The organism is Paenibacillus sp. JT22N15 (genome assembly GCF_059383755.1).
In genome coordinates, this window is sequence record NZ_JBXENV010000011.1 from 35,663 (window position 1) to 56,245 (window position 20,583).

A 20,583-nucleotide genomic window follows, 5' to 3' on the forward strand; every position below is an offset into this window, starting at 1 on the left:
GTTGACAATGGCACACGGGCTATTTAAAATGAGAAGCAACCATGTGTAACCGATTACACATCACATAATCAAAAACAAGAGGTGTTCCTATGTCTCAAGCAAAAATTACCGTTATTGGCAGTTTGAATATTGATATGGTTACAGAAACGGATGTGATGCCGAATCAAGGGGAGACGTTGATTGGCAACGCTTTTTCCAGCTTTACAGGCGGAAAAGGTGCTAATCAGGCAGTCGCCTGCGCAAGACTTGGCGCTGCAGTTACAATGATCGGCTGTGTCGGCGAGGATACGATGGCGCAGCAGCTAAGGGACGCGCTTGGAGCTGAGGGGATCGATATGCAATATGTGAAAACGGTTCCTCATCAAGCTACCGGCATCGCTGCCATTACCGTCACCGAAGGAGACAATCGCATTATCGTTATTCCAGGAGCAAACCACTGCTTGCTTCCAGAAGATGTCCTTGCACTGAAGGATGTCATCGCTGCCTCAGATATGGTCATGCTGCAGCATGAAATCCCGCTTGAAACGGTCGAAGCTTCCATTAAGCTCGCGCATTCACTCGGCGTACCGGTTATTTTGAACCCGGCGCCTGCTGTGAGATTGCCGGAGGAATTGCTAGCCCAGCTGCATCTCATTACGCCAAATGAATCTGAGCTGGCTATTGTGACAGGTTTAGAGCGCCAGACTACGCCGGAATCTTTACTGGAGCAGTATCCGCATCCAATCGTAATGACAGCAGGCAGCAACGGCGCTTATTACAAATCGGCGGATGGGACGCAAGGACATGTAACGGGACATAAGGTCGAAGTTGTAGATACGACTGGTGCAGGCGATACGTTTAACGGTGCATTAGCTGTGAAGCTAAGCGAAGGAGCCGCTCTAGAGGAAGCTGTCCAGTTCGCCGTTGCCGCAAGCGCACTATCCGTCACCAAGCTAGGTGCCCAAAGCGGAATGCCGCTCCGCAAGGATGTCGAAGCTTTCATCCAGCAAGCGTCACACTAAAGCTCACAATTGAAAGGATCTAGCCCCTATGACCACGATCAGAGATGTCAGCAAGCTGGCTGGCGTATCGGTTGCCACTGTCTCTCGGCTGTACAATAAAAGCGGATATGTAAGCAAGGAAGCGGAAGCCGCCATTCAAGCCGCTGCCGAGAAGCTGAACTACAAGCCTAATACGATTGCCAGAAGCCTTGCGGGCAAAAAAACAGCTGCAGTCGCCTTAATGGTACCCGACATTTTGAACCCTTTTTTCCCGGAAATTGCCCGTGCTGCTGAGGATGCAGCCGCATCCCAAGGCTATACGCTCGTCCTTTGCAATACAGACAATAATCCCGACAAGGAAAAAAGGTATATTGAAGCGTTAATCAATAAACAAATTGATGGCATTATCGTTTCCTCTTATACGATTTCACCCGAGCAGATTATTGCCTTGCAAAAACGGTCGATTCCGATCGTCGTCATTGATAAAAGCTTTCCTGACCATCCAATTGTTACGATTACAGCAGCTAACCGCTATGGCGGACAGCTCGCCGTACAGCATTTGCTGGACGCGGGCTGCGGCAAAATCGCCCATATATGCGGGCCATCGCATGTGCATTCCGCACGTGAGCGGACGCTTGCTTATGAGGAAATGTGCTCTGAACTGCCGTGGTTTACGCCTAGCCTAACCGCATTCGGCCACTTCAGCGTTGCAGGAGGCTACGAGGCAATGAAAAATATTTTTCGCCAGCATCCCGATGTGGACGGCGTATTCGCCGGCAATGACCTTATGGCCGCGGGAGCGCTTAAGGCGCTGCATGAGCTCGGCGTATCCGTCCCCTCCCAAGTGAAGCTAATTGGCTTCGACGGTGTTCGAATGGATATGGTATATCCTGAGCTGACCACCGTTTCCCAGCAAATTTATACGCTCGGCAGCACCGCTATGAACTATTTAATTCGCCTAATCAACAACGAGCCGATCGAGCGCTGCAACTATGAGCTGGAAGTAGCGCTGCTCCAGAAAGCTACGACCTAATTTCGGTATGCTGATTTCCGTTTACTGATTTCAATTTGCTGATATCAGCACAGATGAACCTTCGACTCCGCTTGTGCTGCTTGCGGACCTCGAAGGTTTTTTCATACATCCGTTAAACAGGAAATTCAAGGAATGGTATGGCATAATAAGAGATAACCTGGTGCCTCTGATTACTATTTTTCTACAGGGGGAATTTACGATGCTTAGATCCATCTTTGAAACAGAAACGCTAGAGCAGCTGAACGAAGTCATTCAAGCGGCTCCGGTTATGGACGAGCTTCGCGAGCTGCTCATTGCCGAATATCATCGGCTTTTTCATTATGCCAACATCAAGCAGTGGAATGAGCTTGTACGTGTATGCGAGGCGCTTGCTATTACTGGCTGGGGAGCTTCTTTGACACCCGTAGAGGCAGTTGCGGAAAAATGGATCAACGGCTCCTTCTACACCGAGCTGCGCACCCGCACCTTCAAGCAGATCGAAGGCTCCTGCAAAGGCTGGAGCAAGCGGCAAGACAGCTTCGTCATCCATGAAGGCAGCGACAACAACGATTATGGCATTGCCGCCTTTGCTTCCCAGCGCAATCTGCTGCCGAAAAATCCGCTGCGCCTCGTCCGCTCCGGCAACTATCAGCTGTCAGCCAAGCCTTTCATAAACAGCCTGAGCGAGCTGCGGAGCGCACTGGATGAACATATGCGTCAGCAGCTTTACGGCGATTCTTTTAGCTACATCGGTATTTATTGCTTCTTTAGCCATCATGATGATGCCGAGCGTACGCTGCAGTATGAATATTTTCACGAGCAAAACGATGTTCCGGACGGGTTCGAGCAAGGGTATTACATAAAGCCGAAATTCGCTGTCGGCAAGCTGGCTTCCCGCAAGGGCGAGCTTAAACTAGAGGTGACCAGGCATTTTACGAGAGCGGAGGGAGAGCTGCCTTTACAGGAGCAGCAGCAGCTGTTTAAAGCGGATCTGCTCGTTATTGTGGACCTGCTGGAAGAGAAGCTGCGCAAGAAAAAGCTGAGCTACCGTGTAGATTTATTAAAGGAAGATTTAATTGATATTTTGGAAAAATGGACGACGAGGGGGAACGCTACATGAGCGTAAACCGTACATTAATGACGCAACTACAGCAATTCGCTTCCGTATTTGGAAGGCATGACATTGACCTTGGCGAGGTTTATTATCATGATGAGCCGCTGCCCGTTCAGGAGCCGCTTCCACTTGGAGAAGCGCTGCGAACCTTTTACAGCTGTATAGAATTGCAGGAGCATCCGATGATTGGCGGTGTTCTGGCCGTGCAATTTTTCCGTTTGCCGGAGCTGGAACGGGCGCAGCAGGGCTGGCGCTGGATTATGACGGCTTCCGGACTCGCTCCTGATCCAAAATGGCCAGCTGGCTGGATCGTCTTCGCCGATTACAATGGCGATGCGCTTATCGTTGATTCGGCCGATCCGCAAGGGCCGGTATACGGCAGCATTCAGAAGCGGCATTCGCAAATCGCTGCCTCACTGTCCGACTTTTTCGCCATGACCACTGCATTGATGAAGGTCGAGGAAGAGGAATTTGAGCTCGATGCTACAGACGAGGATTCCGAAGTAAAGAGCGAGTTTATTGAACGCGCAATGGAGCTTGCCCCGGCGATTATAGGACGCGAGCATGGACAGCAATATTTGGATTTTTTCTTTAGCTAGCGATTGATTCGGCTTGTAAAAAAATAACTGGCCATGTACCGCGTTGTGATTTGCGATGCACCATAGCCGGTTATTTTCGTTTATTATTCATTCTGAACGCATTCACTAAAGACGCATCCGTTATGACCGCTCCTGCTCCTTGATTTCCTTCAGAAAAGCTTTCAGCTCCGGATTCGCTGGTGGGTCCTGTAGCTCCATGCTTCTCAAGGCGTCCACAGCAATGCGCAGCACGGCATAATTGCGGTACCAGCGATGGTCGGATGGTACGATATGCCAAGGCGCGTGCTTGCTGCATTTTTCAAACAGCTGCTCGTAATAGCCCTGATATTGTTCCCAGTATTTCCGCTCCTGGAGGTCCGACGGGTCAAACTTCCAATTTTTCGAAGAATCCTCGATTCGGCTTTTCAGCTTCTCCAGCTGAAACTCCTTGGAAATGTGCAAAAAGATTTTGACAACCTTAACCCCGCTATCCGCAAGCAGCGACTCAAAATGGTTAATATGCTTAAAGCGCCGCTTTGCCTCTTGGTCGGACACTGCACCATGTACCCTTGTAATCAAAACATCCTCATAATAAGAACGGTTGAAAATCGCGATTTGGCCCAGCTCCGGCACGTTGTTGTGCGCCCGCCAAATAAAATCATGCCGCTTCTCCACATCCGTCGGCGCCTTGAAGCTGTGAGCGGACACGCCCTGCGGGTTCAGCCCGGCAAACACATGCTTCGTTACGCCATCCTTCCCGCTGCAATCCATCCCTTGAATGACGAACAGCACCGCCTGCTCCTTCGCAGCCGCGAGCTTCTCCTGAAGCTGCTCCAATTCCTCCTTCAGCTTCAGCGCTTCCTTCTCCACCTCTTCCTTATGGTTAAAGGAACCTTTATCCTTTGGATTGATGCTGCTCAAAACAACCTTTTTATTCGCCATCTGCTCATGGTTTTTTGCCATCTGCTTCACGCTCCTTATGTACCAGTATTCCACTTTGTGCCAATCTTATCAATCTTGCACCTATCCAATATCTTACCCTGTAATTGAATTTTTGATAGACTTCACAGCGCTAATGGATTCCACACCTTAGTTATGCGTTAATGGCCTGCAATAGCTGCTGCTTGTCCAGCCATGATTGTACATGGGCAAGGAATCGCCTCGTAGCAGGCGAGCAAAACTTCATAGAATGGACGGCGATGCCAAGCGACCGAAAGCTTGGTTCTTCCAGCTCCATGACGTGGACATGATGCTTGCGCCCTTCAATTACGAGCTCGGGCAATATGCTAATGCCCAGTCCCTGTTCAACCATGGCAATAATAGCCGCATCATCACCCGCCTCAAATCTGACGTTTGGCGTAATCGCCGCCTTCTTAAGCACACGCCGAACGTCATGATCCGAGCCCGCTTTAGGAATAATGAAGGGTTCCTCTGCAAGCCGTGCAAGCGGAAAAAAAGCGGCTCCGCACATCGGATGATCCTGGGGCAATATGCACAGCATCCGATCTTCTTTTAGTGGGAACACCTCCAGCTTGTCACTCGTGGGCAAAGAGAAGAAACCGCAGTCGATTTGCCCCTCCTCCAGCCATTCCTCAACCTCCTGATAATCTCCCTCCATCAGCTTAAATTCAATTTGCGGATAATCGTTCAGGAAAGCTTTCACCATCCGCGGCAGCCAGTGGACGGATACGCTTGTGAACGTGCCGATACGAATCGTACCAGCCTCCAGCCCCCTGATTGCAGCGATCTCTTCTTGTAATCGAACATTGGCTTGCAGCACCTCGCGCATCGGCTGCAGCAGCCGCTCGCCTTCCGCTGTCAATTGAATGCCCGCACGGCTGCGCTGCAGCAGCCTAAAGCCGATTTCACTCTCCAAGCTGTTGATCGCGTGGCTAACGCCCGATTGGGTAAAACCGAGCGTTTCCGCCGCCTTCGTTAAACTGCCAAGCCGCGCAACCTGTACGAATATTTCATATTTATTAATGCTCATCCTGCGTCTCCTCTATTTACATGAGCATTTCTCATGCTTAAAATAAGAAATCCTCGTTATACTTATATATCAAACCCCAGTATACTAGGTTTCGGCCCATAAGCCTATTCTATTAAAGTCGGAGAAGATAAATCTCATGAAATCTAGAAACGCCGAATTACTCATCGTGCTCGCAACCGTATTTTGGGGCTGTTCTTACTTATTTATGAAAATAGGGCTTGAATCCATTGCTGCATTTAATTTAATTGCCCTGCGCTTCGGACTCGCCTTTCTGCTGACGTCTCTTCTCTTCTGGAAATCGCTGCGCAAGGTAGATTGGCGCACGATTAAATATAGTGCGATGCTCGGCTTCCTGCTATTCGCCGTTTTTGCCTGCATCATGTTCGGACTTAAGACGACTACGACGTCTAATGCCGGCTTCCTCGTTAGCATGACCGTCATCTTCGTTCCGCTGCTGTCGGTTCTGCTGTTCAAGCAGAAGCTTGCTCCATCCATGCGGCTCAGTGTTGTGCTGGCCCTTACCGGCATCGCGCTGCTGACGCTAAAACTGCCATTCAGCATCGGGGGTGGAGATATCCTTTGCATGCTGTCAGCTGCTTTTTATGCCCTTTATATTATATTAACGAACTCGGCGGCGAAAGCTTCAAACACGCTGAATCTGGGCATTTTACAGCTAGGCTTTGCGGGCGGTTTTGGCTTAATCGGCATGCTGCTGTTTGAGACCCCGACTTTGCCGCAAACGCCTGCCAGTTGGGGCGCTGTGCTTGCGCTAAGCCTTTTATGCAGCGGCTTTGGCTTCATTATTCAGCCCATTGCCCAAAAATACACGACACCAACGCGAACGGGGCTTATTTTCGCCTTGGAGCCTGTGTTTGCGGCAGCCGTAGGCTTTTGGTTTGCTCATGAAATTTTGCCGCCGCAGGGCTATGTCGGAGCTGCGCTCGTGCTGCTTGCTGTCGTCGCCTCCGAAATAAAATGGCATCGGATTACGCAAATTAGCCGTTTCGACCTATAAGCCTGCATTGCTATTTATGAATTCATCCATTCATAATAGATAGCAGAATAGGAGCGATCAACGATGAACAATCCAAGGAATTACAATAATAACAGCAGCTACTGGGAGAGCTATCAACGATTTTTCCCTGCAGAAATACAGCTAAAAGAAAACAACCTGCCTACTGAAGAATGGTGGCAATGGAATAATGGTGAAATTCACTTAGATCGTTTGCTCGCACCCGAAAGTCCGCTCAAAATTGTACTCGTGCATGGTGCTGGAGGCAATGGCCGTTTATTCGCCCCTTATGGCAAGCTGCTGCAAAAGCACGGCTATGAAATGCTTGCTCCGGACCTTCCTCCCTATGGGCTCAGCCAATTAAGCCCTCCCTCCAAATCGATTCGTTATGAAGACTGGATTCAGCTTTTAGTTGATTTAGTGGAAAGCGAATATAAACGTGATGGCAAACCTATCGTACTGCTCGGCGCCAGCATTGGGGGCATGCTCGCCTATCATGTTGCTGCCCGTAGTCCATATGTGCAAGGTCTAATTGCTACAACCTTCGTAGATACTAGTGACGCTGCTATGCGCCTCCAGCTTGCCCCTAATAAATATGTAGCGGTGTATGGCAAATGGCTAATGGATGCATGCCCAATTTTACTAGATTCATTTCGGCTGCCTGTTTCCAAAGTATCGCGCATGAATCTAATAGCCAACCATCCTGAATTAGCCCAGCTTATTATGGAGGATCCCCGTGCAGCAGCAACCCGTGTGCCTCTTAAATTGCTAAGAACTTTTCTGAACATGACACCGGAAGTGCAGCCAGAAAACTTTAATTCCTGTCCTGTACTGCTGGTTCACCCAGAAGCCGATCCCATGACCCCGTATGCTTTTAGTGAAAGCTTCTATAATAGATTGGCTTGTCCGAAAAAGCTGGTGTTGCTGGAAGGAGCCGGACATTTTCCGATTGAACAGCCAGGACTTGAACAATTAAGTGCTGCTGTCCTGCAGTTTCTCGCTAATCTTGCCTCATCAACCGCCAAATAACACAACTCGCACCAGCATCTCCCATGTTTATTCAATAAAATTTGTATAAATAATTATATTATTAGTATAATGTTTTTCGCCCTATAAACCGATAAGTATTCAAGCAGCTTCCTTTTTTTCACTAAAAGAGAGTTGTTTACAGCAAATACTATCCCACAGCACTAGAAAGGAAGATTAAGTAATGAATAAGCTTCACCTTTTTACAAAAAAGAATGTTTGCATGCTTTTTATTCTCACCCTGCTGTTTACTAGCTTCGGCACAGTAACAGTACCGACAGCCGAGGCAGCAGCAAACGCCAGCGGTTATGTTTATTACACATCTGACCAAGACCTGTTCCGTATTAAAACAGATGGCACTGGTGCCGCTCTCATAATGGAGGATTTTGACGTTCCTGGTACTGCACTGAATCGCGGTGGCAACTATTTGTATTATTTGTCCTACAGCGGATCAACTACGCTGCTGCGTTTGCCGATCGACGGCACAGCAACCGAAGATGAAGTATTTTATAACGATGTGCTGCACTATTCCATTGTAAATGGAACGCTTTACTACATGACAAGCGCTGGGAAAATCTATTCTGTTCCTGCTAATGCTGCTGCTGTATCGGAAGCAAAACAAATCGCTGATAAAGCTGATACAGACTTTGAAGAATTCAAAATCATTGATGGAAAAATCTATTACAATACCGTGCGTAATGGTCGTTCCACATGGGTAGCCTCCAAAGCAGTTACAGGCACAGGACAAGTGCAATACATTGCAGCGGGTGCGATTGAGCAGGATCACCATATCCAAACAACTGCTAATTCCGTCAATATTATTGTCAATACCAAGCCGGAAGAACAAATGTATTCGCTTGATTGCATCGTGCTTTATAGCGTTCCTAAAAAAGGCGGCGCAGCTAAAGCCCTTAACTTAAATGCTCCAATTGATGCAAATGCTGCATATTCCGGTATTTGGGCAACAAATACGTACTACCTCTTCAACAAAGGCATTCGCCTTGATTCCGAAGGGCATTTCAACTATAACACCGGTAAAGGCTACCTCTTGAACACAAGCGGCAAAACCTTCTCCCTGCACAGCACAGGCGTCTATGATATTGCAAATGTAGGCACAGACAAAGTGGCTTTTATTGATTCAGCAGACAAAGGTTATGTTGCCACGATAAAAAACAATAAAGTTACCAGCAAAAAAAATCTTAACATTTCTAAGCTTCATTCCGTATACAACATTATGTCAGGCGGAAAAATCGCTTCTACAATCTTTTTCGGTGACAATGCCAGCTATTTGCTGAACTCGGATTTGTCGGTTCAAAAAATACCTGGATTGAACTGGGACTATATGCAGCTTAGTGAAGACGTTGATGGCATTTACTACATCAATGACGACTCTAAGGATGCTGGCTACGGGCAGTTATTCCAACTGAGCAGCAATGGCAAAACAGCATCCAAGCTTAGCGAGCAATCGATCAGCCGGGTTCTGCTTGTTGCTAAACAATAAGCTGCTATTTTTTAGTCCTAATAGGTAAATCCACTTTTTTAAAAAAGAGGAGCAGAATTTTAAAATCTGCTCCTCTTTTTCCTTTATAAAATGCCTGATTTTTTTACCGTTTAATCTGCTCAAGAATTTGCGGATCTTTAATTTTTGTATCTTGTGCAAGCAGAACAATTTTGGATAAAATCTCTGCTGTCTTTGGATCTTCATCTATAAACGGCAGAAACAGCTTGCCGCGATGCTGGGAATGAACCGGAATAATGGCAATGGCACCAGAAGCCTGTTTATATACGATACCGCTGCCCAGATGAACGCTGTATTCACCTAATTGACCTGCAATTAAAGCATGATTGCCTTCCAATCTTACATTGTCAATTTTGAGCAAGCGCAACGATTCACGAACGATAGCTTGGCGAATTTCAATCGTTGTTAGACTGGCCTCAGGATCTACTCCGCCCACATGCGCCACACTGACGACTAAATCCACATCACGCATCACTTCAGAGAAGACGAGCGGCGGCACATTTTCAATATCAATCGGTTTATACGTATGGCGGTCAAAGAAACGGACGGTCTCGATCGTCGGGCATTCGACATCCGATGGCGAGAACCAATCAGCAAGCGCATAAATGCTCGCAATGATATTTTCCTTGTAATAAACCTTCTGCAGCCCCTCCTCATAGCTTACCGTCCATAAACGGCTTTTCAGCAAGCTAACGGTTTTACGAGGCTGTACCTGGTGTCCATCATATCTGCGGGATATCGCACCACTAGCCAGTTCATCAGCATTCGGTATATACAGCTCCCTGAATACTTGTTTGAACGGCTGCTTCAACTGCCTATCAAACATATCCTTCTGGTACAAACTCCACTGCCCGCTATTTAGCAAATGCAGAGGATGGGCAATAAACAGCTCCTCGCCTTCGCCAACTTCATATGACCCCTCATCTGCTCCCAGCAGCGCCCCATTTTCAAAATAACCGAGCTTCCCATTGGCACCAAATACCAATGTTCTAATTAAAGGTGCAATAACCGGATTTTTCGCGAGCTTGTTAATCTCTTCCTTAGTGAAGAGACTTCCTGTTTCCATGGAGCGTTCAAGCTCCTTGCGCGCCCGCTTGTATTGATCGGAAAGCTCCGATTTAATTTGTTTTAACGTCTCCATGTATTCATGCTTTTTAAAAGCGGCCGGAACCGACTTAAGCTCCTTGTCTTTGCGGAGCAAACGGATTTCTGCTTTTCCTTCTTCATCAATAATAAGCTGTACCGTCACATCCTCGTCCAAAGCGACTGGATCAAAGTAATGCAGAAGCTCGTCTATTTTCCGCCCTTCCATATCCCAGGTTAAACGAACAACATCTATATACCCTGCATTTCGGGCTAAATTATCCAATGCAATAGAGCTTGTTTTTGACTCTGTAGCTCGGCGCTGGGCTCCGAATGTTTTGCTTTCTTTAAGAAATTGCTGAATAAATTCATAACGCTCCAGTACATCACGCTGCTTGTCTTGCTCCAATGGAACTAGGCTATAGCACAGCAAATGATCTTTATTGCGCTTATCTGCTACTGATTTTTTCAAATCTGCAATCTTAAGCTTGCCCAGAACCGCATCGGCAAATAATTGAGAGCGTCTGTGATTGGAACCAGCCGAAATGTATTTTGCAGACTGATAGAGTTGATCAAACCGTGTCTCTCCCAGTTCTTTATAGGCCGAATGGAACCAGTTCACATCGAATGCGCCATCGTTGAAGTCCTCCGGCAAAATCGGAGAATAATGTGCTACAATCGTTTCTTTCTCCCCTGAAAACGTCTCATTAATATGAGCGTGAAAATACCAGGCTGCACTTCGCAGACCATCCCAGCCCAAATATTTTGCTATAATATCAACCCATTGCGGTGCATACATCGCTGCTTCAAGCAGTCTGACCTCGCTTATTTTGCTACCTTTAAGCAGCTCTTTCAATGTCTCCTCGTTTTCCCCCGCAGCAGGGTGGCATACTTTAAGCATTTGGCTGAACGATTCTTTCTTCGTCGTATCTTTGCCATAGCTATAAATGTAGCCCCGAACGAATGATTCTTTATCCAATCCTGTCAAAATACGAAGGAAATAAGAAGTCCCCTGAATATGTGAAATGCTTGTTGCGAGCTTGGTGACATCTGTCGGAAGATCACCGCGATTAAGTTCAATTTCCAAAATCCGCTCGATAATCCGATTTTTAATAGCTTCAATTGCTGGATATGAGTCTAAAACATGATTTTTCGGGCTAGTCATTTCCCTAATATAATTATCGCTTCTTGGTCTGGACATTAATAATCGAATAAGTTCATGTTCGGTCAGTATTTCCAAGCTGTACGCCCTTGCAAAATCCTCAATTCCAAGCAAATAACCATCGTATTCCTGAAGCGCAAATAACCAGTAATAAACTTCAAAATACGTTTTGAATGCATCATCGCTATGCAATTCAGACTTTTGCCAGCTTCGCCAGAAACTCGTCAATGCATTTAAAATGCCTTGGTATTCATCCTCTTTGTCATACGGAAAGCAGCTAATAATTAAACGCAGCGCATGATTCGACTTGTCAAAACGCTCCCGCTTATCACTATCTGAAATATAAGCGCCAATAATTTCATTGACCTGATTCTCATAATTCAATTGCTTATAAATCGCTTGCATTTCCGCCACCTTATTCATTGGATAAATGGCTTCAATCAGTTCCTTGCCCCAGTTCTCTATCACCTTAACGTTGGACCTGTACATTTCCCAGCTGTTCAATTCTCCCGTGCAGCAGCGATGCAAGAAATTGGCCAGACGATAAAACTCCAGCTGCATTAGCTCAAGCGGGCCAAAGCCGCTCGAATCCAAATAACTTCTCCATACTTCAGCAAGGGGGTACCGATCCAATACGGGTGTTGGATCTTCGGGATCATAGCGCCAGCTAGTGGTGGACAGCCTTGTCCCGAGTAGTACAGACTGTTTAGCCTCATAATAATCTTGAATTTCATACTCATGCTCCCGATACTCGTGCACAAGCTCAGATAACCCTTCCAGAAAACGCTGCATTTTGTCCACCGGCAACGTAAAATATTGCTTAACTTCATCCAACGCTGACAACGACAATGGTTCTATTTGCAAAAGCCGATCCACTTTCTCCGGAAGGTTGTACAAGCCGAAACCATTTGTTAAAGAATAGGTGGTCTCTTGCTTCAGCTTCGCTAGTAATAGCCGTTCCTTATCCGTTGGCTCAGTAAGGACTTCTACCTGATCCTGTAGCTCCGCAAACAGCTTTGCGTGCTGCTCGTCTTCCTTCAACTCAGTCAGCAATTCCAACGCAGCCAGACGCTGCAGCTCCACCCTACTTTGCAGCAGTTCCTTTGTTACAGCCTTAAGACTGGACGCTGGCTGATTAAGAAGGAGCTCAATGGCACCTTGGCGAAGCGCTCCCTTCTTAAGCTTTAGAAGAGCGGAAATGGAGGACAGCTCCTCCTCATTAAGTTGAAGCTTGGCAGCTTTACTAATCGCGATTTCACGATTGCTTGTACTTTTATCTGAAAGGCTTGCAAACAAAAAGCCTCGCTGTGCTCTATTTTTTAGATCGGGAAGGAAATACTTTAACAGCTCGCCCCGCATGCTAGGGCTCAATGTATCTTTAATAGCTATCATTTCAGCAATCATTTCATTGTCCATATCGTAAGCAATAAGATAAAGCATTTTACTTACTATATCATCGGCACGTAGCGTATAACTTCTCCAATCAAATACACGGGAGTTTCTCGTAATTTCCTTTTCATTCATCCCGGACAGCATCGTGGAAAATTTCAGGAAATGACTTTGTCGCTCCGATTTCTCTTCAAGCAAAGGCGTACTTGTATAGGTCAACGTATTGTCTCGATCCATATGCCATTCATAGCTGTATCCATAGGCATAATTATCAAGAAGCCAATACTGTAGTTCAAAATCTGTCTCATCAAGCCAATTTCTAGCAATGGCAAAACGCATCGCTGTATTGGTGCTCTGTGCAAGAACATACTGGGCAACCACTTTACGGTACGTTTCTTGACTTGCCATTAAATACGCGATCTTGTCTTTCAAATCATCTTCCTCATGAACAGCTGTCGCCCACAAAGCCATAAATACTTCATTTACGTTGCTGCTTTGCAGCCACTGCTCACATAGTGCCTTATTACTAAGAGACTGGGTTGCATAGCTTAGACATTGCTTCGCTACACGCGCATTAGCAGCCTCCAAATTCATGCCTGTCCACACGTCCAGCGCACGAACAACTGAACTAAAGCGGATTAAATTATTGTCCTCCACAATTTTCAGCATAAATATCATAGCCTCAATCGTACCCGAGTCCATTTGCTCGACAATACTTTGTCTGAGGCCTTCTTGCAGTCGGGCAGCAACAAGAAGCTCGCCTATCATATGATAAGCCCGCTTACTGTGGCTCAAAAATATACCGGAAATCATAGAACGGGAAAGCAGTGCGGTGTTATTGTCCCCATATATAATTTCTCTTAAATATTCAAATGTTTCTTCGTTGCCTCTGTCGATCTCATAGGCAATCATATCTGCTGCGGCAAGCATAAGATGGTTGTAATTCGAAAGAGAAGAATAATCCACTTTTGTTAAATAATCTTTTACATTGAATTTCGCCGCCTGCATATAAAAGAGTGAGATGCATTTCTCCATCACTCTTTCTGTATGTATTTCTAAATTTGACGTGCGGAATGGACGACGCAAATAACCATTGCTGTGCGGATACTCCACGCAATAGTTAACAATATAACAGAATACGGCTGCATAAGGATCATCAAACAGCTTGTCCATAATAATAACGAGTGGCTCAAACCAACTGCTATTATCATCTGCTGCTATTTGCGTCAACAGCTGCTTCAATTCTTTCTTCATGTCGCTGTCCATATATCTATTTTTAGCAGATTCAATTACTAGAACGGCAAGCTTTCGATAAGATTCATCCTTATATAAGGTACCCGCTTTATCCAGCATCTCTTTAAAATATTCCTTACCCGCTTCCAACTCCATATTGTAACAGCCTCCTGTATATCTAAAATGAATTATGAATCAATTTGGCTACCACATTCTACCTGCCAACATTGTAAATCGAATCAATGCGAGATCGTCTCCATCCTGTATATTTAAAGGACTATCCATTTGTTCGACTTCATCGCCATTAATGAATACCTTGTATAGTCCATCTTCAAACGCCAGCAATGCGGTGCAAAGCGCTTCATCTAAGCTCGCCCTTTGCTCATTATATATAGAGCCAAAACCGACTTTTCCCGTCTCGGCTTGCAGCTCTACATCACTTTGCGTCAAATATGGCACAAGCGGAACGTCCGTCTCCTTCTGATTGAATTTCTGAACATTTACAGTAATCAGGTCCGTAATTAGCGCTTTCAACGTATCCGGTTTATTTGCAAATGTCCACTCGAGACGATCTAAATAGCTTTTCTTCTTACCAAGGCTCTTAACCGTTATGTACACAATCATGACTGACTACCTCCGGATACTTATAATGTTCCCTGACTACCATAATAGTACCATAATAAGGAAAGGACGCCCTTCATGCCGTTAGGAGGAAATAATGAAATTTTCTCTAAACAGCTAGGACCAATTACACTTAAAAATACGTGACATAGACTATTTACACATATCGCAGCTAGAGAACACGATGCATAAACTTTTAATATTTCGATATCATGTATATTTAATTGCCCTTTAATATTTACGGCTTGCCAAAAGAGAACATAGGTTCTATAATTCATATTACAGGAACATACGTTCTTAGTCAATAAAATTCCAGCGTCTTCCTTCTGCTTTTGATTATTTGGATTTGTTAATTCATTAAAAAAAGAATGTTTGAGCCTCTCTTAGTTTGGGTATAACCCTCTATTGGAAACTTTGCCTTTATGCTCGATTGTTTTTTTATCATTTTCAGGAAAGCAGCTGGATTGACGCTGCTGAGCAGAGCGTGTTATTTTTAATTTTGACATGGAAACTTTTGGAGGGATTATGAATGATTGAGATTCGCTTATCCGTTGATTACGATGAATATGAAAATGGTGTTCGCATTTCCCAGCTTATTGAACAGCTCACTGAAAAACCGAACGCAGCTAATATTTCCGTCCTTACGATCGGCGATTGGGGACAAGCCTATGAGAACGGCCCTGAAGATGCCATCGAGTCACTCATTAAACACAAACATATTTTCACAGGACTAAGCAGCGTATTTCTTGGAGATATGGAATCAGAGGAATGCGAAGTATCCTGGATTAATCAGACAAACATCGCTCCACTACTTGAGGCCTACCCTAATCTCCGTTCCCTGACAGTTAAAGGAAGCACCAATTTAAGCTTTGAGCCCCTCCAGCATGCAGCGCTTCAGGAACTGAAAATTATTTGCGGCGGATTGCCGAAAAGTGTAATTAAACAAATTGCTGGCTCCCAGCTTCCTGAGCTTCGCAGACTCGAGCTTTATCTCGGTGTAGATAATTATGGGTTTGATGCATCGCTGCAAGAGGTTTTGGCAGTCGCAAAACCAGAGCTATTTCCTAAGCTCACCTATTTGGGTTTGAAAAATAGCGAGATTCAGGATGAGATAGCCATTGCGATTGCTGACTCCCCAATTGTTGACCAATTGGACACGCTTGATTTGTCTTACGGTACACTAACCGACGTAGGCGCAGAAGCTCTCATAACGAGCGAGCGGGTGAAGAAGCTTAAACATTTAGATCTTAATTACCACTATATGAGCGAAAAAATGATTGAGCGCTGGAAAGCTACTGGTCTTTCTGTTGATCTTAGCGATGAACAAGATGCTGATGAGGATGACTGGCGCTATCCCTGCATTACGGAATAATGGCCGCTTCCGCTTCAGTACAGCCCTATTTGATAATTGGGAACCCGGGCAACAAACGTACACTTGGCCTACAAGCTGCCAGACACAAGCTTGGGCTTCCCCCCGCTGTCGTGCTTCCTTATTCGGATTTGCTGAAACGTTCTATTCATTTAGGTGAATTGATTCAGCAGATGGCAGCAAACTCACAACCCCTTGAGGGCAAGCCTATTATTATCCGGCTGGATGCTCCCGGGGAAAATCCACTTGTGGAGCGTGAATTAATTGCTTGGGGAGCAGAATTCGAGAGCAGCAGGAAAGATTTAAGCAGCGGTTTATCCGTTACTGCGGCCGAGTCATTGCGGCTTCCCGAACAATATGGAAGAATCCTTTTTCCAGGGCAATGGTACCTTGGCTACTGCCGCTTGCTGGCCGAGATCCGTGAAGCTGCACAGCAAAGTGATTTTCCTATCCGCTGGGTCAACGATCCGGCGGATGTTGCTGTTATGTTCGACAAGCGTCGCTGCCAGCAGCTGCTTTCACAAAATGGTGTTCCCACACCTGCTCTGCCGGCTCCTGCTGGCTCTATTCAAGATTATGAATCGCTGCTGGCGGCTGTTCAATCAAGCCGTATGAACCGCTTGTTCATTAAGCTTGCTTATGGCTCTGCAGCCTCAGGCATTATCGCTTATCAGCGGCATCCTGCAACCGGCTCAGAAATTGCAATTACAACGATTGGTGTAGAACAACATAACGGCGAACAGCTTTACTACAATTCTGGTAAATTGCGGCGTTACACCGATCATTCAACGATCCGCTTAATTATTGACTGGGTATGTCGTGAAGGTGCTCAAATTGAGCGTTGGATTGAAAAAGACAGTATCAATGGCAGCAGCTACGATATTAGGCAGCTTGTCGTTAACGGTTCCCCTTGCCATGCATTGGCAAGGCTAAGCCGCACGCCAATTACTAATTTGCATTTGCGCAATGAGCGGCTTTTAATAACAGATGACACGCTGCCAACTGAATTGAAAGAACAGGTTGAAGCTACCGCAGTATCCGCACTTGCCGCTTTCACTGGTTCGTCGGTCGCGGGAATTGATGTCCTTGTACAAAAAAAACGGGGCCGGGTCTACATATGCGATGTTAATCCCTTCGGCGATTTACTTTATCATGCCGAGCATAAGGGAATGAATACTTACGAATGGCAAATGTCTAGTTTAAAGTAGTAAAAGCTTACGTAGAGAGGATGCTCAGGATGATTGATATGAACCAGATCGTGGGCTCCCATGATATTGTAATGATTACGCTCGATACGCTGCGTTATGATGTAGCCAAGCTCGAAGAAGCCAACTGCCGCAACTTATGTGCAGATGGACCATGGGAGAAACGGCATACGCCTGGCAGCTTTACATATGCTGCACATCACGCCTTTTTTGGCGGCTTTCTCCCTACACCCGCCAATACAGATAAAGCATCGCATGTGCGATTATTCCATACCAAAAATACAGGCTTAAAAACACATCCCCATACGTGGCAGTTTGATGCACCTGATCTTGTAAGCGGCCTTGCCGAAGCAGGTTACCGAACGATATGTATTGGAGGCGTCATCTTTTTCACTAAGAAAAACAAGCTGGCAAAAGTACTTCCCGGATATTTTCAAGAAAGCTACTGGCGTATGACTTTTGGGGTTACCAACCCTCGTTCTACTGAACATCAAGTTAATCATGCTCTAAAGCTGCTGGAAAAGGCTGATCCCCATGAAAGATTGTTTCTGTTCCTAAACGTCTCAGCTATTCATGGGCCGAATCATTATTTTCTCCCTGGCGGATCACGAAAAGACTCCATTGAGTCACAGCGTGCAGCACTGAGATACGTAGACAGCCAGCTTGGCATATTGTTCGATGCGCTGCGAAGCCGCGGCAAAACCCTTTGCCTTGCCTTCTCCGATCATGGAACTGCCTATGGCGAAGACGGATATGACGGACATCGACTGGCACATGAGGTTGTATGGAACGTACCGTACCGTGAATTTATTTTATAATGAAAGAGGAGAGATGCCGGATGTCTATGCCAACATCACTAACGAGACCAGCGGATTTGCCGGAATGGGGCAAGCGCTGGTTCGCCTCCCCTTACCGCTCCTATCTTTATTCTTATCCGCATAAGACTGCTTATCGACCAATAACGCCGGCGTTGCCCCTTGATGAGCTCTGGAAGCACGAACCGGCTGATTATTATTTTTTATATATGCATATCCCTTTTTGTGGCGTGCGCTGCGGATTCTGCAATTTGTTTACACTGCCTGATCGCCGTACCCATGTCCATGAGCAATATGTAGACGCACTTGAACGCCAAGCTTTGCAGTGGGCTCCTATTATTACAGGAAAGCCTTTTTCCCGCTTCGCCATTGGCGGCGGCACGCCTACGCTGCTTGAAGCTACTCAGCTAAATCGGCTGTTCACAATTGCGGAAGATATTATGGGGCTGGATACATCGCAGGCTTCTATTTCCGTGGAGACCTCTCCCGATACAGTAAGTGAAGAGCGGCTGCAAATTTTAAAAGACCGCCGAACTGACCGAGTTAGTATTGGTGTGCAAAGCTTTATCGATGAAGAGGCCTCGGCGATTTATCGCCCACAGAAGCCTAAACTTGCTGAACAAGCTATTACGATGCTGCAAGCTTTTGATTTTCCATTGCTGAACATTGATCTGATTTATGGTTTGCCGGGCCAAACGACCGATTCATGGATTTATTCGCTAGAGAAAGCAATTAGCTTCTCTCCAGGAGAAATTTTCATTTACCCGCTGTATACGCGAGAGCATACTATTCTAAAGCCAGACCAAATTCAGCGCCAAGGCACCGATGCACGGCTGGAACTCTATCATATTGCATGCGAACGACTTAAGGCGGCAGGCTATAAGCAATTTTCCATGCGGCGGTTCGCTAAAGAAATAACGTTTACGCACAAAAACATTTTACCGTTTAGCTGTCAAGAGGAAGGCATGGCAGGACTCGGCTGCGGTGCGCGCTCTTATACGCGTGAAGTGCATTATGCATCCCGTTATGGCGTAAGTGCGGCGGCTACAAGAAGCATCATTGCCGATTATGTTTCCACAGAAAATTTCCAATCCGCGAATTACGGATTTATATTAAATGTAGCTGAACAGAAGCGGCGGTTTGTTTTAAAAGCGCTGCTTCACGCCGAAGGCTTGTTACTTGCAAGCTATTCAGAACGTTTCGGCAGTGAAGCACTAGCCGATCACTCCGAATTGGCTGAGCTGATTCAACTCGGCTTTGCGCAAATAATGGACGCCGGGCAAACCCTTCGTTTAACGGAGCTTGGCATGGCTTATTCCGATGCAATCGGCGATGAATTTATTTCTGGTGATATAAGAGAATTGATGGAAGGATACGAGCTGTCATGAAGGCCGTGCTGTATTATCGGGGATCGCTTTCTTCCTGCAACTATGACTGTCCCTATTGCCCATTTAGCAAAAATAAAGACAGTGCCGCTACGCTTCGCAAGGACGAGGAGCAATTGCATACGTTCATGGATTGGGTTCGGGAGCAAGGTCGCGCCGGCCATGAATTGTCTATTTTTTTCAACCCCTATGGCGAAGCCCTGATCCATCGCTGGTATCGCGAGGCTATGATTGAGCTGTCGCATATGTCCCATATTTCCAAAGTAGCTGTTCAGACAAATCTCTCTACGAAGCTGGACTGGACAAGCCGGCTAAACCCGGAGAAAGCTGCTTTTTGGGTTACTTACCACCCTGGTCAGACGACGCTTAGCCAGATGCTGTCACAGTGTATGCAATTGTATCAACAAGGGCTTAATTTTAGCGTTGGAACGGTAGGGCTGCGGAGCGCCTTTGAGCAAATTGAAGAGCTTCGGAGCAGCCTGCCAGAGGATGTATACGTTTGGGTGAATGCTTTTAAAGATAAGCCCAATTATTACACAGAGGCGGAAATTGTACGGCTTGAAGCCGTTGATCCTTATTTTCTATGGAATACGAGAGATTATGATAGCTTCGGGCAACGCTGCTCCGCTGGCTCCTCGGTGTTTTATGTTCAAGGAAGCGGTGTTGTCAAACATTGCTACAAAGATCGGCGTATCATTGGTCAGCTCTATCGAGACGGACTGGAAGGCTTATCCGCAGAGCGGCCTTGTGGCATGAAGAAATGCGGATGCTATATCGGCTATATCCATATACCAAAGCTGGAGCTTGGAAGCATCTATGCTGATAGTCTGCTAGAACGAATTCCGGCGCATTTTCAGCACAAAGAAAAAGTAATCACTTCATAAAACAGGTTTCTGTTTTCCCTAGACTTTTCCTGTAAAGGAACTTGTCTATTTCTGTCGAATTATAACTAATATGATACTCAAAAACTATCCAAAAATCAGACTTTTCATTTATATCTTGCTATTCGCAAGTATTCTAACTGGACTGCATTTCGCTTGGAACGCAGCGCATAAGCCCCCTGTCCATCCTGTTGCTAAACAAGGTGTAC

16 protein-coding genes are annotated in these 20,583 nt (G+C 46.1%); 12 read left to right on the forward strand and 4 right to left on the reverse strand.

Going from position 1 to position 20,583, the window contains the following annotated elements; genetic code table 11:
* The first annotated feature begins 89 nt into the window (after window positions 1-89).
* The 4 genes from rbsK to AC50X8_RS21505 all read left to right on the forward strand — a co-directional run bounded on the left by rbsK (window position 90) and on the right by AC50X8_RS21505 (window position 3,705).
* On the forward strand, window positions 90-1,001 hold the full coding sequence (gene rbsK / locus AC50X8_RS21490) for a ribokinase (RefSeq protein WP_494881370.1): 912 nt from the start codon (window positions 90-92) through the stop codon (window positions 999-1,001).
* Between the two features lie 28 nt (window positions 1,002-1,029).
* Window positions 1,030-2,013, forward strand: a complete 984-nt coding sequence (locus AC50X8_RS21495; RefSeq protein WP_494881372.1) for a LacI family DNA-binding transcriptional regulator — start codon at window positions 1,030-1,032, stop codon at window positions 2,011-2,013.
* 199 nt (window positions 2,014-2,212) lie between these two features.
* Entirely contained in the window at window positions 2,213-3,112 is a 900-nt protein-coding gene (locus AC50X8_RS21500) for a hypothetical protein (protein WP_056043890.1), read from the forward strand.
* Window positions 3,109-3,705, forward strand: a complete 597-nt coding sequence (locus AC50X8_RS21505; RefSeq protein ID WP_494881376.1) for a hypothetical protein — start codon at window positions 3,109-3,111, stop codon at window positions 3,703-3,705. The genes AC50X8_RS21500 and AC50X8_RS21505 overlap by 4 nt, the downstream gene beginning before the upstream one ends.
* A gap of 120 nt (window positions 3,706-3,825) precedes the next feature.
* Here the strand turns inward: AC50X8_RS21505 and AC50X8_RS21510 are convergent, their stop codons facing one another.
* Together AC50X8_RS21510 and AC50X8_RS21515 are read right to left on the reverse strand one after the other, a co-directional pair.
* Window positions 3,826-4,647, reverse strand: a complete 822-nt coding sequence (locus AC50X8_RS21510) for a PPK2 family polyphosphate kinase (RefSeq protein WP_056043884.1) — start codon at window positions 4,645-4,647, stop codon at window positions 3,826-3,828.
* 130 nt (window positions 4,648-4,777) lie between these two features.
* The gene (locus AC50X8_RS21515; RefSeq protein WP_494864250.1) at window positions 4,778-5,674 is read right to left on the reverse strand and encodes a LysR family transcriptional regulator; all 897 of its coding nucleotides are present in this window, start codon (window positions 5,672-5,674) and stop codon (window positions 4,778-4,780) included.
* 136 nt (window positions 5,675-5,810) lie between these two features.
* Between AC50X8_RS21515 and AC50X8_RS21520 the strand changes: the two genes are divergently transcribed.
* The 3 genes from AC50X8_RS21520 (at window position 5,811) to AC50X8_RS21530 (ending at window position 9,213) form a co-directional block, all read left to right on the forward strand.
* Window positions 5,811-6,689, forward strand: a complete 879-nt coding sequence (locus AC50X8_RS21520; RefSeq protein ID WP_494881378.1) for a DMT family transporter — start codon at window positions 5,811-5,813, stop codon at window positions 6,687-6,689.
* A gap of 63 nt (window positions 6,690-6,752) precedes the next feature.
* Window positions 6,753-7,715 carry an alpha/beta hydrolase gene (locus AC50X8_RS21525; protein ID WP_494881380.1) on the forward strand — a complete coding sequence of 321 codons (963 nt, stop codon included), beginning with the start codon at window positions 6,753-6,755 and terminating at the stop codon, window positions 7,713-7,715.
* A gap of 220 nt (window positions 7,716-7,935) precedes the next feature.
* A complete protein-coding gene (locus AC50X8_RS21530) occupies window positions 7,936-9,213 on the forward strand; it encodes a DUF5050 domain-containing protein (protein WP_494881382.1) in 1,278 nt (425 codons plus the stop codon).
* A gap of 103 nt (window positions 9,214-9,316) precedes the next feature.
* Here the strand turns inward: AC50X8_RS21530 and AC50X8_RS21535 are convergent, their stop codons facing one another.
* Window positions 9,317-14,254, reverse strand: coding sequence for a DUF4132 domain-containing protein (locus tag AC50X8_RS21535; RefSeq protein ID WP_494881385.1), 4,938 nt, complete (start codon window positions 14,252-14,254; stop codon window positions 9,317-9,319).
* Window positions 14,255-14,302: 48 nt separating this feature from the next.
* Window positions 14,303-14,722: a hypothetical protein gene (locus tag AC50X8_RS21540; RefSeq protein WP_056043869.1), complete on the reverse strand. Its 420-nt coding sequence runs from the start codon at window positions 14,720-14,722 to the stop codon at window positions 14,303-14,305.
* 526 nt (window positions 14,723-15,248) lie between these two features.
* On the opposite strand from AC50X8_RS21540, the gene AC50X8_RS21545 reads away from it, so the two are divergent.
* Genes AC50X8_RS21545 through AC50X8_RS21565 form a run of 5 tightly spaced genes read left to right on the forward strand, consistent with a single transcriptional unit; the run spans window position 15,249 to window position 20,377 of the window.
* Complete coding sequence (locus AC50X8_RS21545) at window positions 15,249-16,091, forward strand: STM4015 family protein (RefSeq protein WP_494864248.1); 843 nt, start codon at window positions 15,249-15,251, stop codon at window positions 16,089-16,091.
* 29 nt (window positions 16,092-16,120) lie between these two features.
* The gene (locus tag AC50X8_RS21550) at window positions 16,121-17,296 is read left to right on the forward strand and encodes an STM4014 family protein (RefSeq protein ID WP_235533356.1); all 1,176 of its coding nucleotides are present in this window, start codon (window positions 16,121-16,123) and stop codon (window positions 17,294-17,296) included.
* A gap of 29 nt (window positions 17,297-17,325) precedes the next feature.
* Window positions 17,326-18,111, forward strand: a complete 786-nt coding sequence (locus AC50X8_RS21555) for an STM4013/SEN3800 family hydrolase (protein ID WP_056043862.1) — start codon at window positions 17,326-17,328, stop codon at window positions 18,109-18,111.
* Window positions 18,112-18,137: 26 nt separating this feature from the next.
* A complete protein-coding gene (locus AC50X8_RS21560; RefSeq protein WP_235533363.1) occupies window positions 18,138-19,496 on the forward strand; it encodes an STM4012 family radical SAM protein in 1,359 nt (452 codons plus the stop codon).
* The gene (locus AC50X8_RS21565) at window positions 19,493-20,377 is read left to right on the forward strand and encodes an STM4011 family radical SAM protein (RefSeq protein ID WP_494881388.1); all 885 of its coding nucleotides are present in this window, start codon (window positions 19,493-19,495) and stop codon (window positions 20,375-20,377) included. The genes AC50X8_RS21560 and AC50X8_RS21565 overlap by 4 nt, the downstream gene beginning before the upstream one ends.
* The last annotated feature ends 206 nt before the right edge of the window (window positions 20,378-20,583 follow it).